Origin of the sequence: Nesterenkonia aerolata, assembly GCF_031470965.1 — a bacterium.
GTDB lineage: Bacteria > Actinomycetota > Actinomycetes > Actinomycetales > Micrococcaceae > Nesterenkonia > Nesterenkonia aerolata.
The window spans coordinates 1-16624 of the sequence record NZ_JAVKGR010000009.1 but is presented as its reverse complement, the minus strand read 5'-3'; the positions used below and the strand labels follow the sequence as shown (position 1 = coordinate 16624).

Here is a 16624-nt window from a genome sequence, read left to right as displayed (position 1 = left end):
ACCGCGGCAGCGGTGAGGTGATCAGCAGATCACATCATGCCGCCCATACCGCCCATCGGGTCCATACCCTCGGCACCGCCACCGGCCGGAGCCTTCTCCGGCTTATCGGCGACGACGGCCTCAGTGGTGAGGAACAGCGAGGCGATGGAGGCTGCGTTCTGCAGCGCCGAGCGGGTGACCTTGACCGGGTCGTTCACCCCGGCGGCGAGCAGGTCCTCGTACTCGCCGGTGGCAGCGTTCAGGCCGGTCCCGTCGGGTAGGCTCTTGACCTTCTCCGCGACCACACCGGCTTCCAGGCCGGCGTTGATGGCGATCTGCTTCAGCGGAGCCTCCACAGCCAGGCGGACGATGTTCGCGCCCACGGCCTCGTCTCCCTGCAGGGAGAGCGTCTTGAAGGCCCGGGCACCGGCCTGGATCAGGGAAGCGCCACCACCGGCGACGATCCCCTCATCCACAGCGGCCTTGGCGTTGCGCACGGCGTCCTCGATGCGGTGCTTGCGCTCCTTCAGCTCCACCTCGGTGGCGGCACCGGCCTTGATGACGGCCACACCGCCGGCGAGCTTGGCCAGGCGCTCCTGCAGCTTCTCGCGGTCGTAGTCGGAGTCGGAGTTCTCGATCTCCGCCTTGATCTGACTGACGCGGCCGGCGATCTCCTCGGCGTCACCGGCACCTTCGACGATCGTGGTCTCGTCCTTGGTGACGACCACCTTGCGGGCAGTGCCCAGCAGGTCGAGCGTCGCGTTCTCCAGCTTCAGGCCGACCTCCTCGGCGATGACCTGCCCGCCGGTGAGGATGGCCATGTCAGCCAGCATCGCCTTGCGGCGGTCACCGAAGCCCGGAGCCTTCACGGCCACGGACTTGAAGGTGCCCTTGAGCTTGTTGACCACCAGGGCGGCCAGGGCCTCGCCCTCGACGTCCTCGGCGATGACCAGCAGCGGCTTGCCCGACTGCATGACCTGCTCGAGGATGCCGATGACGTCCTTGACCGAGGAGATCTTGGAGTTCACGATCAGGATGTACGGGTCCTCCAGGACTGCTTCCTGGCGCTCCGCGTCAGTGACGAAGTAGCCGGAGAGGTAACCCTTGTCGAAGCGCATGCCCTCGGTCAGCTCCAGGTCGAGGCCGAAGGTGTTCGACTCCTCGACGGTGATGACGCCTTCCTTGCCGACCTTGTCCAGCGCCTCGGCGATGAGCTCACCGATCTGCTCGTCAGCGGCGGAGATGGAGGCGGTCGCAGCGATCTGCTCCTTGGTCTCGACCTCCTTGGCGGAGGCGAAGAGCTCGGCGGTCACCGCCTCGACGGCCTTGTCGATGCCGCGCTTGAGACCCATCGGGTCAGCACCGGCGACCACGTTGCGCAGGCCCTCCTTGACCAGGGCCTGAGCCAGCACAGTGGCGGTGGTGGTGCCGTCGCCGGCGACGTCGTCGGTCTTCTTGGCGACCTCCTTGACCAGCTCGGCGCCGATCTTCTCGTAGGGGTCTTCGAGCTCGATCTCCTTAGCGATGGAGACACCGTCGTTGGTGATGGTCGGCGCGCCCCAGGACTTCTCGAGGACGACGTTGCGACCGCGGGGGCCCAAGGTGACCTTGACGGCGTCGGCGAGGCTGTTCAGGCCCCGCTCGAGGCCGCGACGGGCCTCTTCGTCGAATGCAATGGTCTTCGCCATATCGGCTGGTGTCCTTCCTGGACTGTGGTTGATCACATGTCAGACGTATTCGCGTCAATCGGGTCGAACCTGGCCAGATGCCCGCGACGGACGGCCCGGACTCCCCGCGTCACCGGGGGTCTGCCGCTGTGCGGCACAGGGCCTCACCTGTAGAGGTTCAGTCCCACTCCCTCGACGCTCTCAAGGCGCCGTCACGACGAAGACCACGCATCAGCGCGGAACCCCGCCATCACGGGAGTGCTGTCACAATTTTTAGCACTCTCCCCCGGGGAGTGCAAACGATTCGCGCCCTGAGCGAACAGTCCTGCGACCGGACCGGTCAGCCGGCGTAGCCGGAGTCGACGACCACGGCGATCGAGGACCAGCGGGCATCTTCGACGACGTTGTCGATACCCATGTTGGAGGCGATCTCCTGAGCCAGCTCGCCCTGCCCGGGCGGGTAGAAGACCGCCGGTGTGCTGGTCTGGGCGTAGGTCCATTCCGTGACGTTGACGACGTTGTACCCGTAGCCCTCCAACTGCGACTGGGCGTTCTGCGCGACGTCAGCCGGAGCCTGGTAGCTGAGCACCTGGACGGGGGCTTCGGTATCGGATGCCGCGCTGTCCTCTTCATCCTCCGTGGGGCTCTCCTCAGCTGAGGGGCTCTCCTCGGATTCCTCCTCCTGGGATTCGGTCTCTTCCTCGGTGGCCTCTTCCTCGGACTCTCCGTCTTCGCCGTCGTCGCCCTCCTCCGCCTGGGCGGTCTCCTCCTCGGCCGAGGCCTCGTCGCCGTCGCCGAGCTGGGGCAGTACGACGTAGCTGACCACACCGACCGCGAGCGCGAGCACGGCGAGCATCACGATCCACGGCAGGCCGGTGCGCTTGGCGCCGGGGGCCTCTGTCGGGGCCCGGTGGCTGCCGGCCTGACCGGGCGGGTAGGGGGCGACGTCGTCGAACTCGTCCTGCGGGTATTTCGTCATGGCCTTCGGGATCCTCAGTGCAGTGGTATCAGGGCGCGGCTCAGCGGCGGGAGGCGCGGGCGCGGTGCCGGGATTCGCGCTGGCGGCGCAGTCGCTTCACCAGCATGGGGTCGTGGGCCAGGGCGGCTTCCGAATCGATGAGCCGGTTGAGCACCTGGTAGTAGGAGACGGCGGAGAGCCCGAGCTGCTCGGAGATGGCCTGGTCCTTCGCGCCGGCGTACTTCCACCATTGGCGCTCCAGTTCGAGGATGCCCCGGTCCTGGTCACTCAATGCATCGGCGTTGGGGGCGGCATCGGCGTTGGCTGCGTCGGAGCTAGGTTCGCTGTGCTTAGGTGCGCCGGAGCTCGGCGCATCGGCGCTCGGCACCTCGGCATGCTCTGCGCTGGCTGCCTCGGACATCGGTCCTCCTCTCCATGGGGCCAGTTCCACAGGTTCGATTGGATCCTGCCGCTGCGCCACGGATGGCACAGCGCAATGACCCGCTCACCATGCTACGGCTGAGCACCCCGGGTTCCGGGGAGCCCACGCGGCCACCCGGCCCGACGGCACACTGCTGCGCCGGACACGCCATAGTCATCAGTGCCGCAGGAATTGCAGCCTACCGCTGACCACTGACACCTCTAGCATGGGGGCATGAGCATCTCGGAGCATCTCGTCGATCCCTTGGAATCCGGCTGGGAACGGGCGCTGGCCTCCCATCTGGCCTCCCCCGAGGAGCAGTTCGCTCGCGTGCGCGAAGAGCTGCAGCGCCGTCGCGCCGCCGGAGAGCAGATACTGCCGGCAGCTTCGGATGTGCTGCGCGCCTTCCGTCAGCCCTTCGACGAGGTGAAGGTCCTGATCCTGGGCCAGGACCCGTATCCGACCCCGGGGCATCCGATCGGCATGTCCTTCGCCGTCGCCCCCGATGTCCGGCCGCTGCCGCGCAGCCTGCAGAACATCTTCACCGAGCTGCACCGTGACCTGGGCGTGCCGGTGTCCCCGCACGGGGATCTGCGTCCGTGGGCGCGTCAGGGTGTGCTGATGCTCAACCGCGCGCTCACCGTCACCGCGGGCTCACCGGCCTCGCACCGCGGCATCGGCTGGGAAGAGATCACTGAAGCCGCCGTACGTGCCCTCGTCGAGCGCGGCACCCCGCTGGTCTCCATCCTCTGGGGCGCCGATGCCCGCAAACTCGCCCCGCTGCTGGACTCCGGGGAGCACACCAGGGTGCTGACCAGTCCGCATCCCTCACCGCTCTCGGCCTCCCGCGGGTTCTTCGGCTCCCAGCCCTTCTCCCGGGCCAACGCCGCGCTGACGGAGCTGGGGGCGACGCCCGTTGACTGGGACCTCTCCCGCGGCTGAGGTGCCGGCCCGACGGCTGAGGCCCCAGCATCGTATCTCAGCGGTGACGGAACCGCCGTCGCTCGTGAGACTGAATGGCGGAGGTGAACGGGCGCATCATCACGTCACCGAGCACGATCCCCCCGGCGATGCCGAGGATGATGATCATCGCGTTGAACAGGTCGGTGAGCCCGGTGAGCATGCCGATGGGGACCTGGGAGAGCACTTCGGCCGATTCCCGCATCCCCACCGGCAGCCCGGCCAGCACATCCGTCTCAGTGCGCATCGCCACCGAATACATCCCGCGGAAGACCATCAGCCCGGGCAGCATGAACATCATCGCCGGAACGGCGACCACCAGCTGCGGCGCGTTCATCCGCAGCGCCACCAGCCGGCCCAGCGCGCCGACGACGATCCCACCGATCACCGGAGTGATCCGCTCCCCCAGCCCGACGAGCTCCGCCGCGTAGTAGCCGCAGAACCCCAGCACGGAGACCGCACCGATGGGCAGCAGGATCCGCCACCGAGCCTGTTCGACGATGGCCGCGGCCACCGCGGCCACGAAGACCAACGCCACCAGCACCGGGAACGAGTAGAGCCGTTCCAGCTCGCGGGCCGGTTCGATCTCCGGTGTGCCCAGCAGGTTCGCGGTGATGACTGCGACCATGATGCCCGAGGTGAGTCCGATGAAGGCGATCAGCGAGGAGACGATGCGCCCGGCCGAGGTCAGAGGGAACCCGTTGATGGCGTCCTGGATGGCTGAGACCACGCGCACTGAGGGCAGCATGATCATCAGCCCCCCGGCGACCACGTGGAACGGCTCCACCGGGATCTCCAGCGCCACTGCGCCCATGGCCATGAACGTGGCGACGAACCCGCCGGCGGAGAGGCAGTAGAACTCCGGCACCCGCAGGCTGGTGAGCCGGCGGGTGGTCGCCAGCACCAGCAGCGTGGCGAAGAAACCGATGGTCGCATCCAGCAGCGGGGCACCGAGGAAGGAGGCGAAGGCACTGGCGAAGACCGCACCGCTGAGCGTGACCATCCACCGCGGGAAGGGCTTGGGCTCGTGGGTGATCTCCTCCAGCTGCTCGGCGGCCTCGGTGCGGGTGAGCCGCCCGGAGATGATGTCGGTGACCAGGTGGTGGACCCCGGCCAGGGCCTGGAAGTTGCTGGACCAGGAACGCACCACACGCACCCGGCTGTAGGGGATCTTCCCCTCCGGGGCCCAGTTGAGACTGATCGACTGGTTGGTGATGTCGACGTCGGTGTTCTTCATCCCGAAGGCGGCGGTGATCGCGATGATGGAGGTCTCCACCTCCAGGGCGCCGGCCCCGTAGCGGAACAGCGCCTCACCGACGTCGAGGACGAAAGCGATGGTCTCCAGCTCATCGGTGTCGACCGGCGCCTCGGCCTGACGGGGGTTCTCGAACGGAGTGCCGGCTAAGTGGTCGACGATCGGGATCGCGGAGGTCATCGGCGCCTCAGGGCGCATGAGCCGACGCAGCACCGACTGCGGGCGGACCTTCTGATCGAAGACGCTGCGGTCGAACAGCGGGCGTGCGCTGCGCTGGCTCTCACGTCCCGGACGTCCGAGTTCGCGATCGGCAGTCCGCCGGGAGGAGCGCAGCACAGAACGACGCCGCAGCCCCTGTGCTGCCGGGCGAGTCAGCGGGGAGGTGGGCCCGGCCGGGGGCAGGTCCTGCGGAGCCGGGGAGGGCGTCGCCGGTGAGACCCCGGCTCCGGGTGCCTGGACCGGTGTGGAGGCAGTGGCCGGACGGGTGTACGACGGCGCGGCACCCTTGGGCTGGCCTGGGCTGGGGTAGGCAGAACCGGGCTGGCTGGGGCTGGGCTCGACGGGGCTGGGCTCTACCCTGGTGGGCAGGGTGATGCCGCCCGTCGCCGGCCCGCTGCCATGGACCGGAGCCTGCTGAGCTGCGGACTGACCACCCCCCGGGCCGACCGGGCGGCCGGTGCGCGGGTCGATGATCGGGATCGCCCCGGCAGCAGGGCTGAAGACCCGGGTGCCGTCGGGCTGATACCACTCAGTCTGCCGCCACTCCGTCTGATATTGGCCAGCCCGGTGCGGGGCACTGTGATACGGCTCAGCCGTGGTGCCGAACCGGTCGCCGAAGCCCGGCGACGTCGGCGTCTGCGGCTCGCGGAACGTGTAGGTGGAGGTCTGCGGGTCGTATCCGCCGAGCTCCGGCAGCTCGATGCTTCCGGTGGCCGGATGGGGGAACTCATGACGCCCGGAGTCTCCCGCGGTCTCGCCGACGCCGTCAGGGGACGAGCCGCCCGGGGGCCCCTGAGTCCCTGAGCTCCCCTGAGCCCCCAGGCTCCCCGAACGGGACTCCCGCTGGCCGACTTCGAGCGGACCGGGGCGGGTGTCCCATTCCTCGTCCTGCTCCTGGGCCTCACGAGAGGCGTTCCAGGAGGAGGCGATGGAGGAGGTCAGCGTTCGCATGAACCCGCCGGACTCGCTCTCTTCAGGAGCCGTCGAGCGCACCACCGGGTCTAGTGTCGGCTCAGCCGGTGTCTCGGCGATGACCGGGTCGATGGCCGCAGTGGGCTGAGGCTGCGTATCGGACGCGGTCTCATCCGGCAGATCAGGCTCCTCCGGCACGGTCCCTCCCTTCGGCGGCTCGTCGGCTCCGGTTCTTCTCCCCCTGGCATCCTAGGGCGGGGCTCGCCGGGAAGACAGGGAGGGCCGGCGGATGCCTCAGGCGAGAGAAAAGCCCGAGGCTGCGCGGCGCGGGCCAGCGGCAGCTTCGGGCTGTGAGAGTGGATCCGAATGGACTCGAACCATCGACCTCTCGCGTGTGAAGCGAGCGCTCTAACCATCTGAGCTACGGATCCGTGGCTGTGCAGCCCGGTGAACGTCTGACTCTCGTCCAGACGCACGGCGGCGCACGTGCCTGAAAAGGGTAGCACCTCCGAGGCTGACCTGAGAAACCGGTCCGCGGACGTCCTCCGCCGAGGTACCTGGACCGGGCCGGGACCGCCACCGCTGCCGCATCCTCAGGTCAGCCGGGATGTCTGGCAGATGCGTCATAGCCCCCTGCAGGACTCATAGTCCGATGAGCAGAGTATTCGGCAGAGGGCTATGACGCGCGGACACATACCGGCGGCCTCAGGCAATGGCCTCCTCAAGAGGAGTTTCGCCGGTGACGAAGCGGCGCGTCTGCCGCACTGCCGCGCCGGCGGTGATGGCGTGGGTGATCGCCGAGGCGACGTCCTCCCGCGGGACGCTGTTCTGCTCATCGGGCACCGGTGCGCCGTCGATCGTGCCCTCGGCGTCGAGGATCTGCACAGTGCCGCGGCCCGGCTCCAGAGTGAGCGCGCCGGGCCCGAGGACGGTCCAGTCCAGCTCGGTCTGGCGCAGATGAGCGTCGGCGTCGTGCTTGGCCTGCGCGTAGGGGTAGAAGGAGTTCTCCGGGTCCAAGGTGTTCACATCAGTGTCCGCACGGACGTAGGAGACCATGATGTACCGGCGGACACCGGCCTGGGCGGCGGCCTCCATGGTCCGCACCGCGGCCTCGTAGTCCACCGCATGGGTTCGGGCGGGGTTGCCGCCCCCAGCCCCGGCCGAGAAGACCACGGCCTCCGCCCCGGAGAACGTCTCGGCGAGCTGGGCGACGTCGGCCTGCTCGACGTCGAGCACAGTCGCCTGAGCCCCCGTGGCGGTGACGTCGTCACGGTGTGCAGGGTTGCGGATGAGCGACTCGACGGAGCGACCGGCGCGGCTCAGCTGCTCGGCGGCGATCAGGGCGATCTTGCCGTGCCCTCCGACGATGACGACTCGGTTCTCGGCGGCCATGATGACTCCTCTACGCGCTGAAACGGTGATCGGGGGGCGGCCACGGCTACGGCCGCTGTCAATGGGTGACAACGTCTCAGCGGCTGCACTATTCCAGGCCTGCACTGGTCCAGCGCCTGCACTATCCCAGAGGATGCGCCGTGTCAGAACCGGAGCTGCCGCAGAACATTGCCGGCGGCCTCCCGCTAGACTTCCCGCGTGCCTCGATTCCGCCCCACGATGACACCGGCCACACGGATGGGCCTGTCCATCGCGGCCGCCCTGACGCTCTACGGGGTCTCCTTCGGGGCGCTGGCCACGGCTTCGGGGTTCACCTTCTGGCAGGCGGTCGCGCTCTCCGCACTGCTGTTCTCGGGTGGCTCCCAGTTCGCCATCATCGGTGTGGTGGCCGCCGGCGGCAGCGGTCCGGCCGCCCTGGGCGCCTCCACGCTGCTCAGCGCCCGGAACACGATCTACGGGGTCCAGATGAAGGCGCTGCTGGACCCTTCCGGATGGCGCCGCTACGTCGCCGCTCAGCTGACGATCGACGAATCCGCAGCCAATGCGATGGTCCAGACCGACCCTGCCGAGAGCCGGCGCGGGTTCTGGGTGACCGGCATCGCCTCCTACCTCGGCTGGAACGCGGCCACGATGTTCGGAGCAGCCCTGGGTGATGTGATCGGTGACCCGGAGACGCTCGGGCTCGACGGCGCCGTCGTCGCCGCGTTCCTGGGTCTACTCTGGCCCCGGCTGCGTTCACGTGAGCCCTGGGCGCTGGCGGTGCTCGCGGCGCTGGTCACGATGCTCACCATGCCGGTGCTGCCGCCCGGTGTGCCGGTGATGGTCGCCGCTGCGGCCGCGGTGCTCTGGAGCGTGGCCGGACGGCGCCGACGGGGCAGCCTCGCGCCGGAGGAGGACTCCTGATGGGCCTGTGGGGCTGGATTCTGCTCGCCTGTCTGGCGGCGTACCTGACCAAGCTCGTCGGCTATCTCGTGCCGGCCAGCTGGCTGCAGCATCCGATGGTCGGGCGAGTCTCCGGGCTGCTGACCATCGCGCTGCTGGCCTCGCTGGTCACGATGAACACGGTCTCCGCCGATGAGGGGCTGAGCTTCGACGCGCGGCTGGGCGCACTGGCAGCTGCCGCAGTCGCGCTGATGCTGCGCGCCCCGTTCCTGGTGGTGGTCATCGTCGGCGCCGGCGCGGCCGCGGGCCTGCGGGCCCTGGGGATCGGCTGAACCGCACAGCGCTCAGCCCCGCAACGACGGTTCAGCCCCGCAGCGACGGCTCAGCCCCGGGGTGAGACCGGCTCATCGGCAGCCTCGGCCCCCGCAGCCTCCTCGGCAGAGGTGGCGCGCAGTGTGGCACCGAGCACGATGATCCCCAACGCCATGATCGAGGCGGTGCGGAACGCTGTGCGGAAGCCCTCCAGCGTGGCCTCCTCAGCACCGGCGCCGACTGAGGCCGCGGCACCGGCCCCGATCCCCATCAGTGCGATGAGCAGCGCAGTGCCGATCGCACCGGCCAGCTGCTGCAGAGTGTTCAGCAGAGCCGTGCCGTGGGTGTAGAGCCGACGGGGCAGCGGGTTCAGCGCCGTGGTGAACGCCGGAGTGAACAGGAACGCCAGGCCCAGGCTGAGCAGCAGATGCAGCAGCAACACCTCCCACTCCGGGGTGTGCGAGCCCAGCAGGCTCATCAGGAACAGTGCCAGCACCAGCACCGCCCCACCGGGGATGACCAGTGGTTTGGGACCGACTTTGTCGTAGAGGCGCCCGACCCAGGGAGCCAGCAGCGCCATGAGGATCCCGCCGGGGAGCATGAGCAGGCCGGTCTGCAGCGTGTCGAGCCCTCGGACGGTCTGCAGGAACAGCGGCAGCATGATGATCGCGCCGAACAGGGCGATCATCATCAGCAGCATCATCGACAGCGCCCGGGTGTACATCGTGAACTTCAGCGGCCGCAGGTCCAGCAGCGGGTGGCCGGTGCGCTGCAGGCGGATCTGCAGCAGCGCGAAGGCCACCAGGAACAGCACGCCCAGGCCCAGCACCACGACGGCGACGACGTCCACGCCGCCTGCCGCATCGGTCTCAGCACCGGTGGTGCCGTGACCGCCGCCGAGCTGGCTGATCCCGTAGACCAGGCCGCCGAACCCGGGCACTGAGAGCAGCAGCGAGGGCAGGCTGAGCTTGCCGACGGCCGTGCCGGGGGTGTCATCGAGCCGCGGACGGCCCAGCAGCAGAGCAGCCAGCGCGATGGGGAGGATCGTGAGGAACAGCACGCGCCAATCGGCGACGTGCAGGATGAACCCGGAGAGCGCAGGGCCGGTGGCCGGGGCCACGGAGATGACGATGGAGATGTTGCCCATCACCACTCCGCGCCGCTCAGTGGGCACCAGGGTCAGCACCGTGGTCATCAGCAGCGGCAGCATGATGGCCGTGCCGCTGGCCTGGATGATCCGCCCGAGCAGCAGCATCTCGAAGCCGACGGCAGCTGCGGCCACCCCGGTTCCCAGACTGAACAGCCCCAGTGCCGCGGTGAACATGGCGCGCAGGCTGAACCGCTGCATCAGGTACCCGGTGGTCGGGATGACCGTGGCCAGGGTGAGCATGAATGCGGTGGTCAGCCACTGCACCGTCGGCTCGGTGACGTCGAACTCGATCATCAGGGGCCGCAGGGCGACGTTCATGACCGTCTCGTTGAGGATCATGGTGAAGGCCGCGACGAGCAGCATCGCGATGGTGACCTTATGCTCGGTCGGCATCGTGGCGCCGTTCTCACTGAGGCTGGCGCCGTTCCCGGGCACGGGGCTGCGGCTCCCCGCGGGAGCGGAGTCGGGTGACATACGTCCTCCATCAGGCGCTGGGAATCAGCGCGGTTTCGGCGAGGCGCACGGCCGGAGGTCTGCGGATGCCGGATTGCAGAGATCACTGGGACGGGCGACGTGCCCGCTGAGAGGTGGAGCCCCCTGCCGGGTTCGAACCGACGACCTGCTGTTTACAAGACAGCTGCTCTACCAGCTGAGCTAAGGAGGCACGGCACTGCGTCAGCGCCGAAGTGATATCTTAGCGCCGAAGCAGGCCTGCTGGCCAGCCTGGGATATCAGGGGATCCTCAGGCGGCTTCGTCCTGGTACTCGTCGATCGCGTTCTGCGCCCATTCCTGGAACGCCGTCTCCGAGGAGGACCAGTCTTCGTCGTCGAGGTACACCGTCGGCGTGCCTTCCACACCGTTCTCCTGGGCATCGGCGGTGGCGTAGGCGGCGAAGGCGCGGTACGTGCCCTCGTCGACGGCGGAGCTGATGTCCACGCCGAAGTCGTCCTCGGCGATGGAGGCGAGCTCGTCGTTGCTCAGCTCCGTACCCTGGTGGCTGAAGATCTCGGTCATGTAGTCCAGGAAGTTCTCCGGGGACTGCTCAGCCACAGCCATCATGGCGTTGTTTGCCCGCGCGGAGTAGTTGGTCTGGGAACCGCGGTCGAGGTAGGTGACGAGGCGGTATTCGACGGTGAGGTCGCCGGAGTCGACCCATTCCTTGATCTGCTCGGCGTTCTGCTCCTCGAAGTCGGCGCAGTGCACACAGGCGGGGTCCGCATAGATGATCAGATGCGGCGCCTCACCCTCCTCACGGGCCTGCGCACCGGCCGGGGTCTCGCCGTCGCCGCCGGGGACGTCTTCGGCATCGACCTCGCCGAGGTCATCACCGTCGACGAACTCTGTGGCGGAGGTCAGGGTCACTCCGGCGTGCTCGTTGGCGGCTGAGGGGGCCTCGCCCTGGGTCGCCGCCTCAGTGTCACCGCCCTGGCGCTGCTGAATGACGAAATAGGTCAGCCCGGCCACCACGGCGATGGCGATGACCACGACGGCGACGCGCAGCAGCACCGAGGAGGACTTCTGGCGTCGTTCCTGCTGCTGCTGCATCTGACGGGCACGCTCACGCGCGCTGAGCCCCTCATTGTTCTGGTGGCGGGCCATACATCCTCTCCCGGTGCTGACGGCAAATCGCCCTCCAGAGTAGCCCTCCTGCCTGGATGCTCGCCGAAGCTCCGGGGCCTATGTGATGTGAGGTTCACTGCATCACTGACCTGAGGCCCTCATGCCCGCGATCTCCTGGCGGCTGCCGTCACCTGAGTCTGCCGGCGATCTCGACCTCACCGGGGCCTCCGTGAGCACTGATCGGCGGGTACGCTGGACACAGATCGTGGCGAGGCATATCACACAGGTCACACAGGAGGCTCTCGATGGGTGAGAAGACCGCGCGACGCCCCGGGGGTGGGGGTGGCTACGACTTCGTGGTGGTGGCGAATCGGCTGGCTGTCGATCGTCTCACCTACCAGGACGGCAGCACCGGGTGGCGCCGCTCCCCCGGCGGGCTGGTGACCGCTCTGGCGCCGATCATGGCCGAGTCCGACGGCGCCTGGGTGGGGTGGCACGGCGCCGCTGACGAGACTCTGGAACCCTTCGACCATGAAGGCATGCATCTGGTGCCCGTGCCGCTGAGCGCCCTGGAGGTGGAGGAGTATTACGAGGGCTTCTCCAACGGGACGCTGTGGCCGCTGTACCACGATGTCATCGCCCGCCCGGAGTTCCACCGCCACTGGTATGAGGCCTACCGTCGGGTCAATCAGCGCTTCGCCGAGGCGACGGCGGCCACTGCCGCGAAGGGGGCGGTGGTGTGGGTGCAGGATTATCAGCTGCAGCTGGTGCCGGCGATGCTGCGCGAGATGCGCCCGGATGTGCGGATCGGCTTCTTCAACCACATCCCGTTCCCGCCGTCGGGACTGTTCTCACAGCTGCCCTGGCGCCAGGCGGTGCTGCGCGGGCTGCTGGGCGCTGATCTGATCGGCTTCCAGCGTGAGTCGGACGCCCGGAACTTCCAGCGGGCGGTGCGCAGTCGGCTGGGTCTCTATATCCGCTCGGATCAGGTGTATGTGGTCTCCGAGCCTTCCTCCGATGAGTTGGGCTCGAGCATCGCCGGTCACGGTGAGGATCCGGCACGCGGGTTGGGCACCCGCCGGACCAGCGCCCCCGAGGACGGCGGCCACCGCATCTCGGAGGCCAGAGCCTTTCCGATCTCCATCGACACCGAGCGGATCGTCGCGCTCTCGGAGCGCCCGGACATCATCGCCCGTTCCCAGCAGATCCGCCGCGAACTCGGTGAGCCGAGCACTGTGCTGTTGGGAGTGGACCGGTTGGACTACACCAAGGGCATCCGGCATCGGATGAAGGCGCTGGAGGAGCTGTTGGCGGAGAAGGCGGTCTCCCCGGAGGATGTCTGCCTGGTGCAGGTGGCCAGCCCCTCCCGTGAGGGGGTGGAGTCCTACCGGCTGCTGCGTGAGGAGATCGAGGCGACCGTCGGGCGGATCAACGGGGAATACGACACGATGGCCCATACCGCGATCCGGTATCTGCATCATTCCTATCCGGTAGAGGAGATGGTCGCGCTCTACCTGGCCGCGGATGTGCTGCTGGTGACAGCACTGCGTGATGGGATGAACCTAGTGGCCAAGGAGTATGTGGCCGCTCGCCGTGACGGCGGCGGCGTGCTGGTGCTCTCGGAGTTCACGGGAGCGGCTGACCAGCTGAAGCAGGCCCTGCTGGTGAACCCGCACGACGTCGACGAGCTCAAGGCTTCCATCCTGCAGGCGGTGCACATGGATGAGGAGGAGTCCCGGCGGCGGATGCGGACGCTGCGCCGGCAGGTGACTTCCAATAATGTCCAGCGCTGGGCTCAGGACTTCCTGAATCGTTTGGAGGAGCTGAGCTGATGGCAGCGACGCCCGATGGTTCTGGACCGCGGCTCTCTGAGGAGCTGGCCGAGGCTCTGCGCACAGCCGCGGTGCTTCCCCGGTTGCTGGTGTGCCTGGATTTCGACGGCTGTGTGGCAGAGCTGGTGGCTGATGCGGAAGCGGCGCGGCCGGTACCGAGCAACGCTGAGGCCATCGAGGCCCTGGCGGGGCAGCCAGGTGTGACTCTGGCCTATGTCTCGGGGCGCCCGCTGCAGACTCTGCGGCGCCTGGCTCAGCCGCCGTCGGGGGTTCTGTTAGTGGGCTCGCACGGGGCGGAGGTGGATCTCTCCGGCGCGGGCTCTGCGGCGCAGAGTGCCGCTGAGGCTCTGGAGCTGACCGCCGCGCAACGACACGCCCGCGCCGAGCTCGTCGAGGTCTTCGAGAGTCTCGCCGCCGAGGTCGAGGGGGCCTGGGTGGAGCACAAACCAGCGGGGGCGGGGATGCACGTGCGCCGGGTGAGCGACGCCGACGTCGGCGATGCCCTGCTGGCCCGCGCAGAGGCGGCGGCGGGCCGTGTCGAGGGAGTACACGTCAAGGCGGGCAAACGCATCCTGGAGGCGGTGGTGGTGCACGCGACCAAAGGTGAGGCGATCGAGCAGCTGCGCGTGCATATCTCGCCCGATGCGGTGCTGTTCGCCGGCGATGATGTCACCGATGAGCAGGGCTTCGCCGTGCTCGGAGAGGGGGACGTCGGCGTGAAGGTCGGAGAGGGGCCGACGGCGGCCAGTCACCGGATCCCCGCTCCGGCGGATCTCGCCGCGGTGCTGTGGGAACTGGTCAGAGGCCGTGACGTTTGAAGAGCCGTTCCTCCGGGTCGGTGAGCGCCTCTTCGAGCAGCCACCTGTTGGTGCGTAGGGCGTTGAGGTCCCGGGCGACGACCCGGTCCCGGGTCTTGGCGACGGCTTCTGCCAGCACGCCGATCTGCTCTTTGAACTCACCGGCATAGCGGGGCTTATCGCGGTCGGGCAGAGCCAGGAAGACCTCCAGAGTACGTGGCAGGTGGCGTTCGACCATCCGGCGCACTCCTTCTCTGTGTTCGGGGAGGCGTTCGAGTTCGGGCCAACGGTCCACGATCTCGCCGAGTCCGACGATCATCATGCGCAGCTGGCCCTGGGCGGCAGGTGGGAGGTCCGCGGCCCGGGCGCGCACTGTGCGGTCGATGCCGTCCAGACGCGAGTCGAGCTTGAGCTGTTCTGAGGACCGTCGGCCGGGTTCGAGGCTGTCGCGTGCCTGTCCGGTGCGCACCAGAAGGCCTGCTGTGCCGCCGCCGATGGCGCCACCGACGACGAGCCCGGCCAGCAATGCCCAGGGATTGGGCAGCAGCACCACGGTCACCAGCACAGCGGCGACCAACGCCGCCAGGAGAGGCACGATGACCGGCATGCGGCGGGCCTCATCGCCCCGGCGGCGGGGGTTCTGGCCTTCAGAGGTGATGATCTTGCTCCGATCTGCGGCATCAACGTACGGCGACGGCGCTCCTGCGGTGGGGCTTGCTGCTCGCCCCGCCGGAGGCTCATGTGCCAGGGTAGTCGGCTCTGCCCGACGGGGCCGGCAAAGGGTCGTCCCCCACTTCAAGGTTGGGACCTGCCCTGCCTGACGCCGTGCTCCGGAGACGGAGCCTCAACGTACGTTCTCGTCTGCTGAGGCTCCCGGGGCCGTGGATCGCCGTCGGCACAGTAGGCTGTGGCCATGACGCTCGATGAGTCAGCTCTCTCCCGGACGGCCTCACAGTATCCGCCCTCTGCCATCCGTGGCGTGTTCGACCGCGTGGCCGAGCAGGAACGCCTCTCCGGCGAACCGGTGGTGAAGCTCACTGTGGGTGAGCCGGATTTCGATTCTCCTGCCCATGTCATCGAGGCCGCGATGGACTCCCTGCGGGCGGGTGGTACCCGCTATACCCCGAATACCGGCATCGTCGAGCTTCGTGAGGCGGTCGCCCGGCACTATGGGCAGCGCTGGGGCCGAGACGTGCTGCCGGATAATGTGATGATCACAGCGGGCGGCAATGAGGCGTTGCTGCTGGCGATGAGCGTCATCCTCGACCCGGGCGACGAGGTCCTGGTAACCGACCCGGCGTATCCGAACTACCTCGGGCAGGCTCACCTGCTGAAGGCTCAGACCGTCCGCATTCCGTTGGAGCCGAGTGACGGGTTCCGACTCACCGCTGAGCTGGTGGAACCTATGATCAGCCCTCGGACGAAGCTGTTGGTGCTGAACTCACCGTCGAACCCGCTGGGTACCGTCATTGCGCCCCAGGAGTTGGAGAAGCTGGTGGAGTTGGCCGAGCGTCACGGTATCTACATCTTGTCCGATGAGGTCTATGACCGGATCATCTTCGGTGCCCAGGTTGGTGTGCAGCGCGTCACATCCGTCGCCCAGGTCCGTCCTGATTTCGGCAGGACGCTGGTGGTGAACTCGCTGTCGAAGAGTCACGCGATGACGGGCTGGCGGCTCGGTTTCGTCATCGCCGATGCCCGGTTGGTCGCTCCTATGCCTCGGCTGCAGGAGGGCATCGTCGGGTGTCTTCCGGAGTTCGTCCAGCGCGCCGCTGTGGCCGCGCTGGATGGCCCGGACGCCTCCACGCAGGACATGCTCGCCAGGTATGAGCGACGCCGTGACCGGCTGATCCGCGGCGTGACGGATCTAGGGTTGGGGTATGTCCGGCCGGACGGGGCGTTCTATCTTTTTGTGGACGTCCGTGGAACGGGCCTCACCAGTGCCGAGTTCACCGACAGGCTCCTGCACGAACAACGGGTGGCCGTGGTGCCGGGGACAGCTTTCGGTGAGGCGGGCGAGGGGTTTGTGCGCCTGTCCTATGCCGCCGGTGAGGAGACTATCGACAGTGCTCTCGAAGGAATCGGAATGTTCCTCGCGAGCCTCTGAGTCGGAACAGGTGCGAGTGGGGTGTCTGGACGGGTTGTTGCCCCATGACCCTGATGCCCGGGCACCGTGCCGGACACGCAGGCAGTGCAGACAGAAAAGCGCCGGGACATCGACTAGCGATGTCCCGGCGTTTCATAGGGTCGGGGTGACAGTGTCTGGTTGCACGACATCGTTCACACGATGTCCCACGACATCCCGCACACCATGTGTCACGTCATCG

Annotated in this window: 14 protein-coding genes and 2 tRNA genes; 6 read left to right on the top strand and 10 right to left on the bottom strand. The window is 68.1% G+C overall.

Annotation, left to right across the window (positions count from 1 at the left end; genetic code table 11):
• Nucleotides 1-29: 29 nt before the first annotated feature.
• The 3 genes from groL to RIL96_RS08570 form a co-directional block, all read right to left on the bottom strand.
• Nucleotides 30-1667: a chaperonin GroEL gene (groL, locus tag RIL96_RS08580; protein WP_310548607.1), complete on the bottom strand. Its 1638-nt coding sequence runs from the start codon at nt 1665-1667 to the stop codon at nt 30-32.
• Nucleotides 1668-1986: 319 nt separating this feature from the next.
• On the bottom strand, nt 1987-2625 hold the full coding sequence (locus RIL96_RS08575) for a LytR C-terminal domain-containing protein (RefSeq protein ID WP_310548606.1): 639 nt from the start codon (nt 2623-2625) through the stop codon (nt 1987-1989).
• 40 nt (nt 2626-2665) lie between these two features.
• On the bottom strand, nt 2666-3025 hold the full coding sequence (locus RIL96_RS08570) for a DUF3263 domain-containing protein (protein WP_310548605.1): 360 nt from the start codon (nt 3023-3025) through the stop codon (nt 2666-2668).
• Between the two features lie 234 nt (nt 3026-3259).
• Between RIL96_RS08570 and RIL96_RS08565 the strand changes: the two genes are divergently transcribed.
• The gene (locus tag RIL96_RS08565) at nt 3260-3967 is read left to right on the top strand and encodes a uracil-DNA glycosylase (RefSeq protein WP_310548604.1); all 708 of its coding nucleotides are present in this window, start codon (nt 3260-3262) and stop codon (nt 3965-3967) included.
• 37 nt (nt 3968-4004) lie between these two features.
• Here the strand turns inward: RIL96_RS08565 and RIL96_RS08560 are convergent, their stop codons facing one another.
• The 3 genes from RIL96_RS08560 to RIL96_RS08550 form a co-directional block, all read right to left on the bottom strand.
• The gene (locus RIL96_RS08560) at nt 4005-6569 is read right to left on the bottom strand and encodes a threonine/serine exporter family protein (protein WP_310548603.1); all 2565 of its coding nucleotides are present in this window, start codon (nt 6567-6569) and stop codon (nt 4005-4007) included.
• 159 nt (nt 6570-6728) lie between these two features.
• Nucleotides 6729-6802 (bottom strand) — tRNA-Val (locus tag RIL96_RS08555).
• Between the two features lie 274 nt (nt 6803-7076).
• The gene (locus RIL96_RS08550; RefSeq protein WP_310548602.1) at nt 7077-7763 is read right to left on the bottom strand and encodes an SDR family oxidoreductase; all 687 of its coding nucleotides are present in this window, start codon (nt 7761-7763) and stop codon (nt 7077-7079) included.
• Between the two features lie 198 nt (nt 7764-7961).
• On the opposite strand from RIL96_RS08550, the gene RIL96_RS08545 reads away from it, so the two are divergent.
• Complete coding sequence (locus RIL96_RS08545; protein WP_374761869.1) at nt 7962-8666, top strand: AzlC family ABC transporter permease; 705 nt, start codon at nt 7962-7964, stop codon at nt 8664-8666.
• Nucleotides 8666-8977 (top strand): AzlD domain-containing protein, encoded by a 312-nt coding sequence (locus tag RIL96_RS08540; RefSeq protein ID WP_310548601.1) that lies wholly within the window; start codon nt 8666-8668, stop codon nt 8975-8977. Before RIL96_RS08545 ends, RIL96_RS08540 begins: the two co-directional genes overlap by 1 nt.
• 50 nt (nt 8978-9027) lie before the next feature.
• On the opposite strand, the gene RIL96_RS08535 is transcribed toward RIL96_RS08540, so the two are convergent.
• From RIL96_RS08535 to RIL96_RS08525, 3 genes are all read right to left on the bottom strand, one after another.
• Nucleotides 9028-10581, bottom strand: coding sequence for a DHA2 family efflux MFS transporter permease subunit (locus RIL96_RS08535; RefSeq protein WP_310548600.1), 1554 nt, complete (start codon nt 10579-10581; stop codon nt 9028-9030).
• 114 nt (nt 10582-10695) lie between these two features.
• Nucleotides 10696-10771: transfer RNA gene (locus RIL96_RS08530), tRNA-Thr, on the bottom strand.
• Between the two features lie 78 nt (nt 10772-10849).
• The gene (locus RIL96_RS08525) at nt 10850-11707 is read right to left on the bottom strand and encodes a thioredoxin domain-containing protein (protein WP_310548599.1); all 858 of its coding nucleotides are present in this window, start codon (nt 11705-11707) and stop codon (nt 10850-10852) included.
• A gap of 266 nt (nt 11708-11973) precedes the next feature.
• Between RIL96_RS08525 and RIL96_RS08520 the strand changes: the two genes are divergently transcribed.
• Together RIL96_RS08520 and otsB are read left to right on the top strand one after the other, a co-directional pair.
• Nucleotides 11974-13500: an alpha,alpha-trehalose-phosphate synthase (UDP-forming) gene (locus tag RIL96_RS08520; RefSeq protein ID WP_310548598.1), complete on the top strand. Its 1527-nt coding sequence runs from the start codon at nt 11974-11976 to the stop codon at nt 13498-13500.
• Nucleotides 13500-14318, top strand: a complete 819-nt coding sequence (gene otsB / locus RIL96_RS08515) for a trehalose-phosphatase (protein WP_310548597.1) — start codon at nt 13500-13502, stop codon at nt 14316-14318. The genes RIL96_RS08520 and otsB overlap by 1 nt, the downstream gene beginning before the upstream one ends.
• On the opposite strand, the gene RIL96_RS08510 is transcribed toward otsB, so the two are convergent.
• The gene (locus RIL96_RS08510) at nt 14299-14904 is read right to left on the bottom strand and encodes a hypothetical protein (RefSeq protein WP_310548596.1); all 606 of its coding nucleotides are present in this window, start codon (nt 14902-14904) and stop codon (nt 14299-14301) included. The genes otsB and RIL96_RS08510 overlap by 20 nt on opposite strands.
• 306 nt (nt 14905-15210) lie before the next feature.
• On the opposite strand from RIL96_RS08510, the gene RIL96_RS08505 reads away from it, so the two are divergent.
• Nucleotides 15211-16404, top strand: coding sequence for a pyridoxal phosphate-dependent aminotransferase (locus RIL96_RS08505; RefSeq protein ID WP_310548595.1), 1194 nt, complete (start codon nt 15211-15213; stop codon nt 16402-16404).
• Nucleotides 16405-16624: the final 220 nt, after the last annotated feature.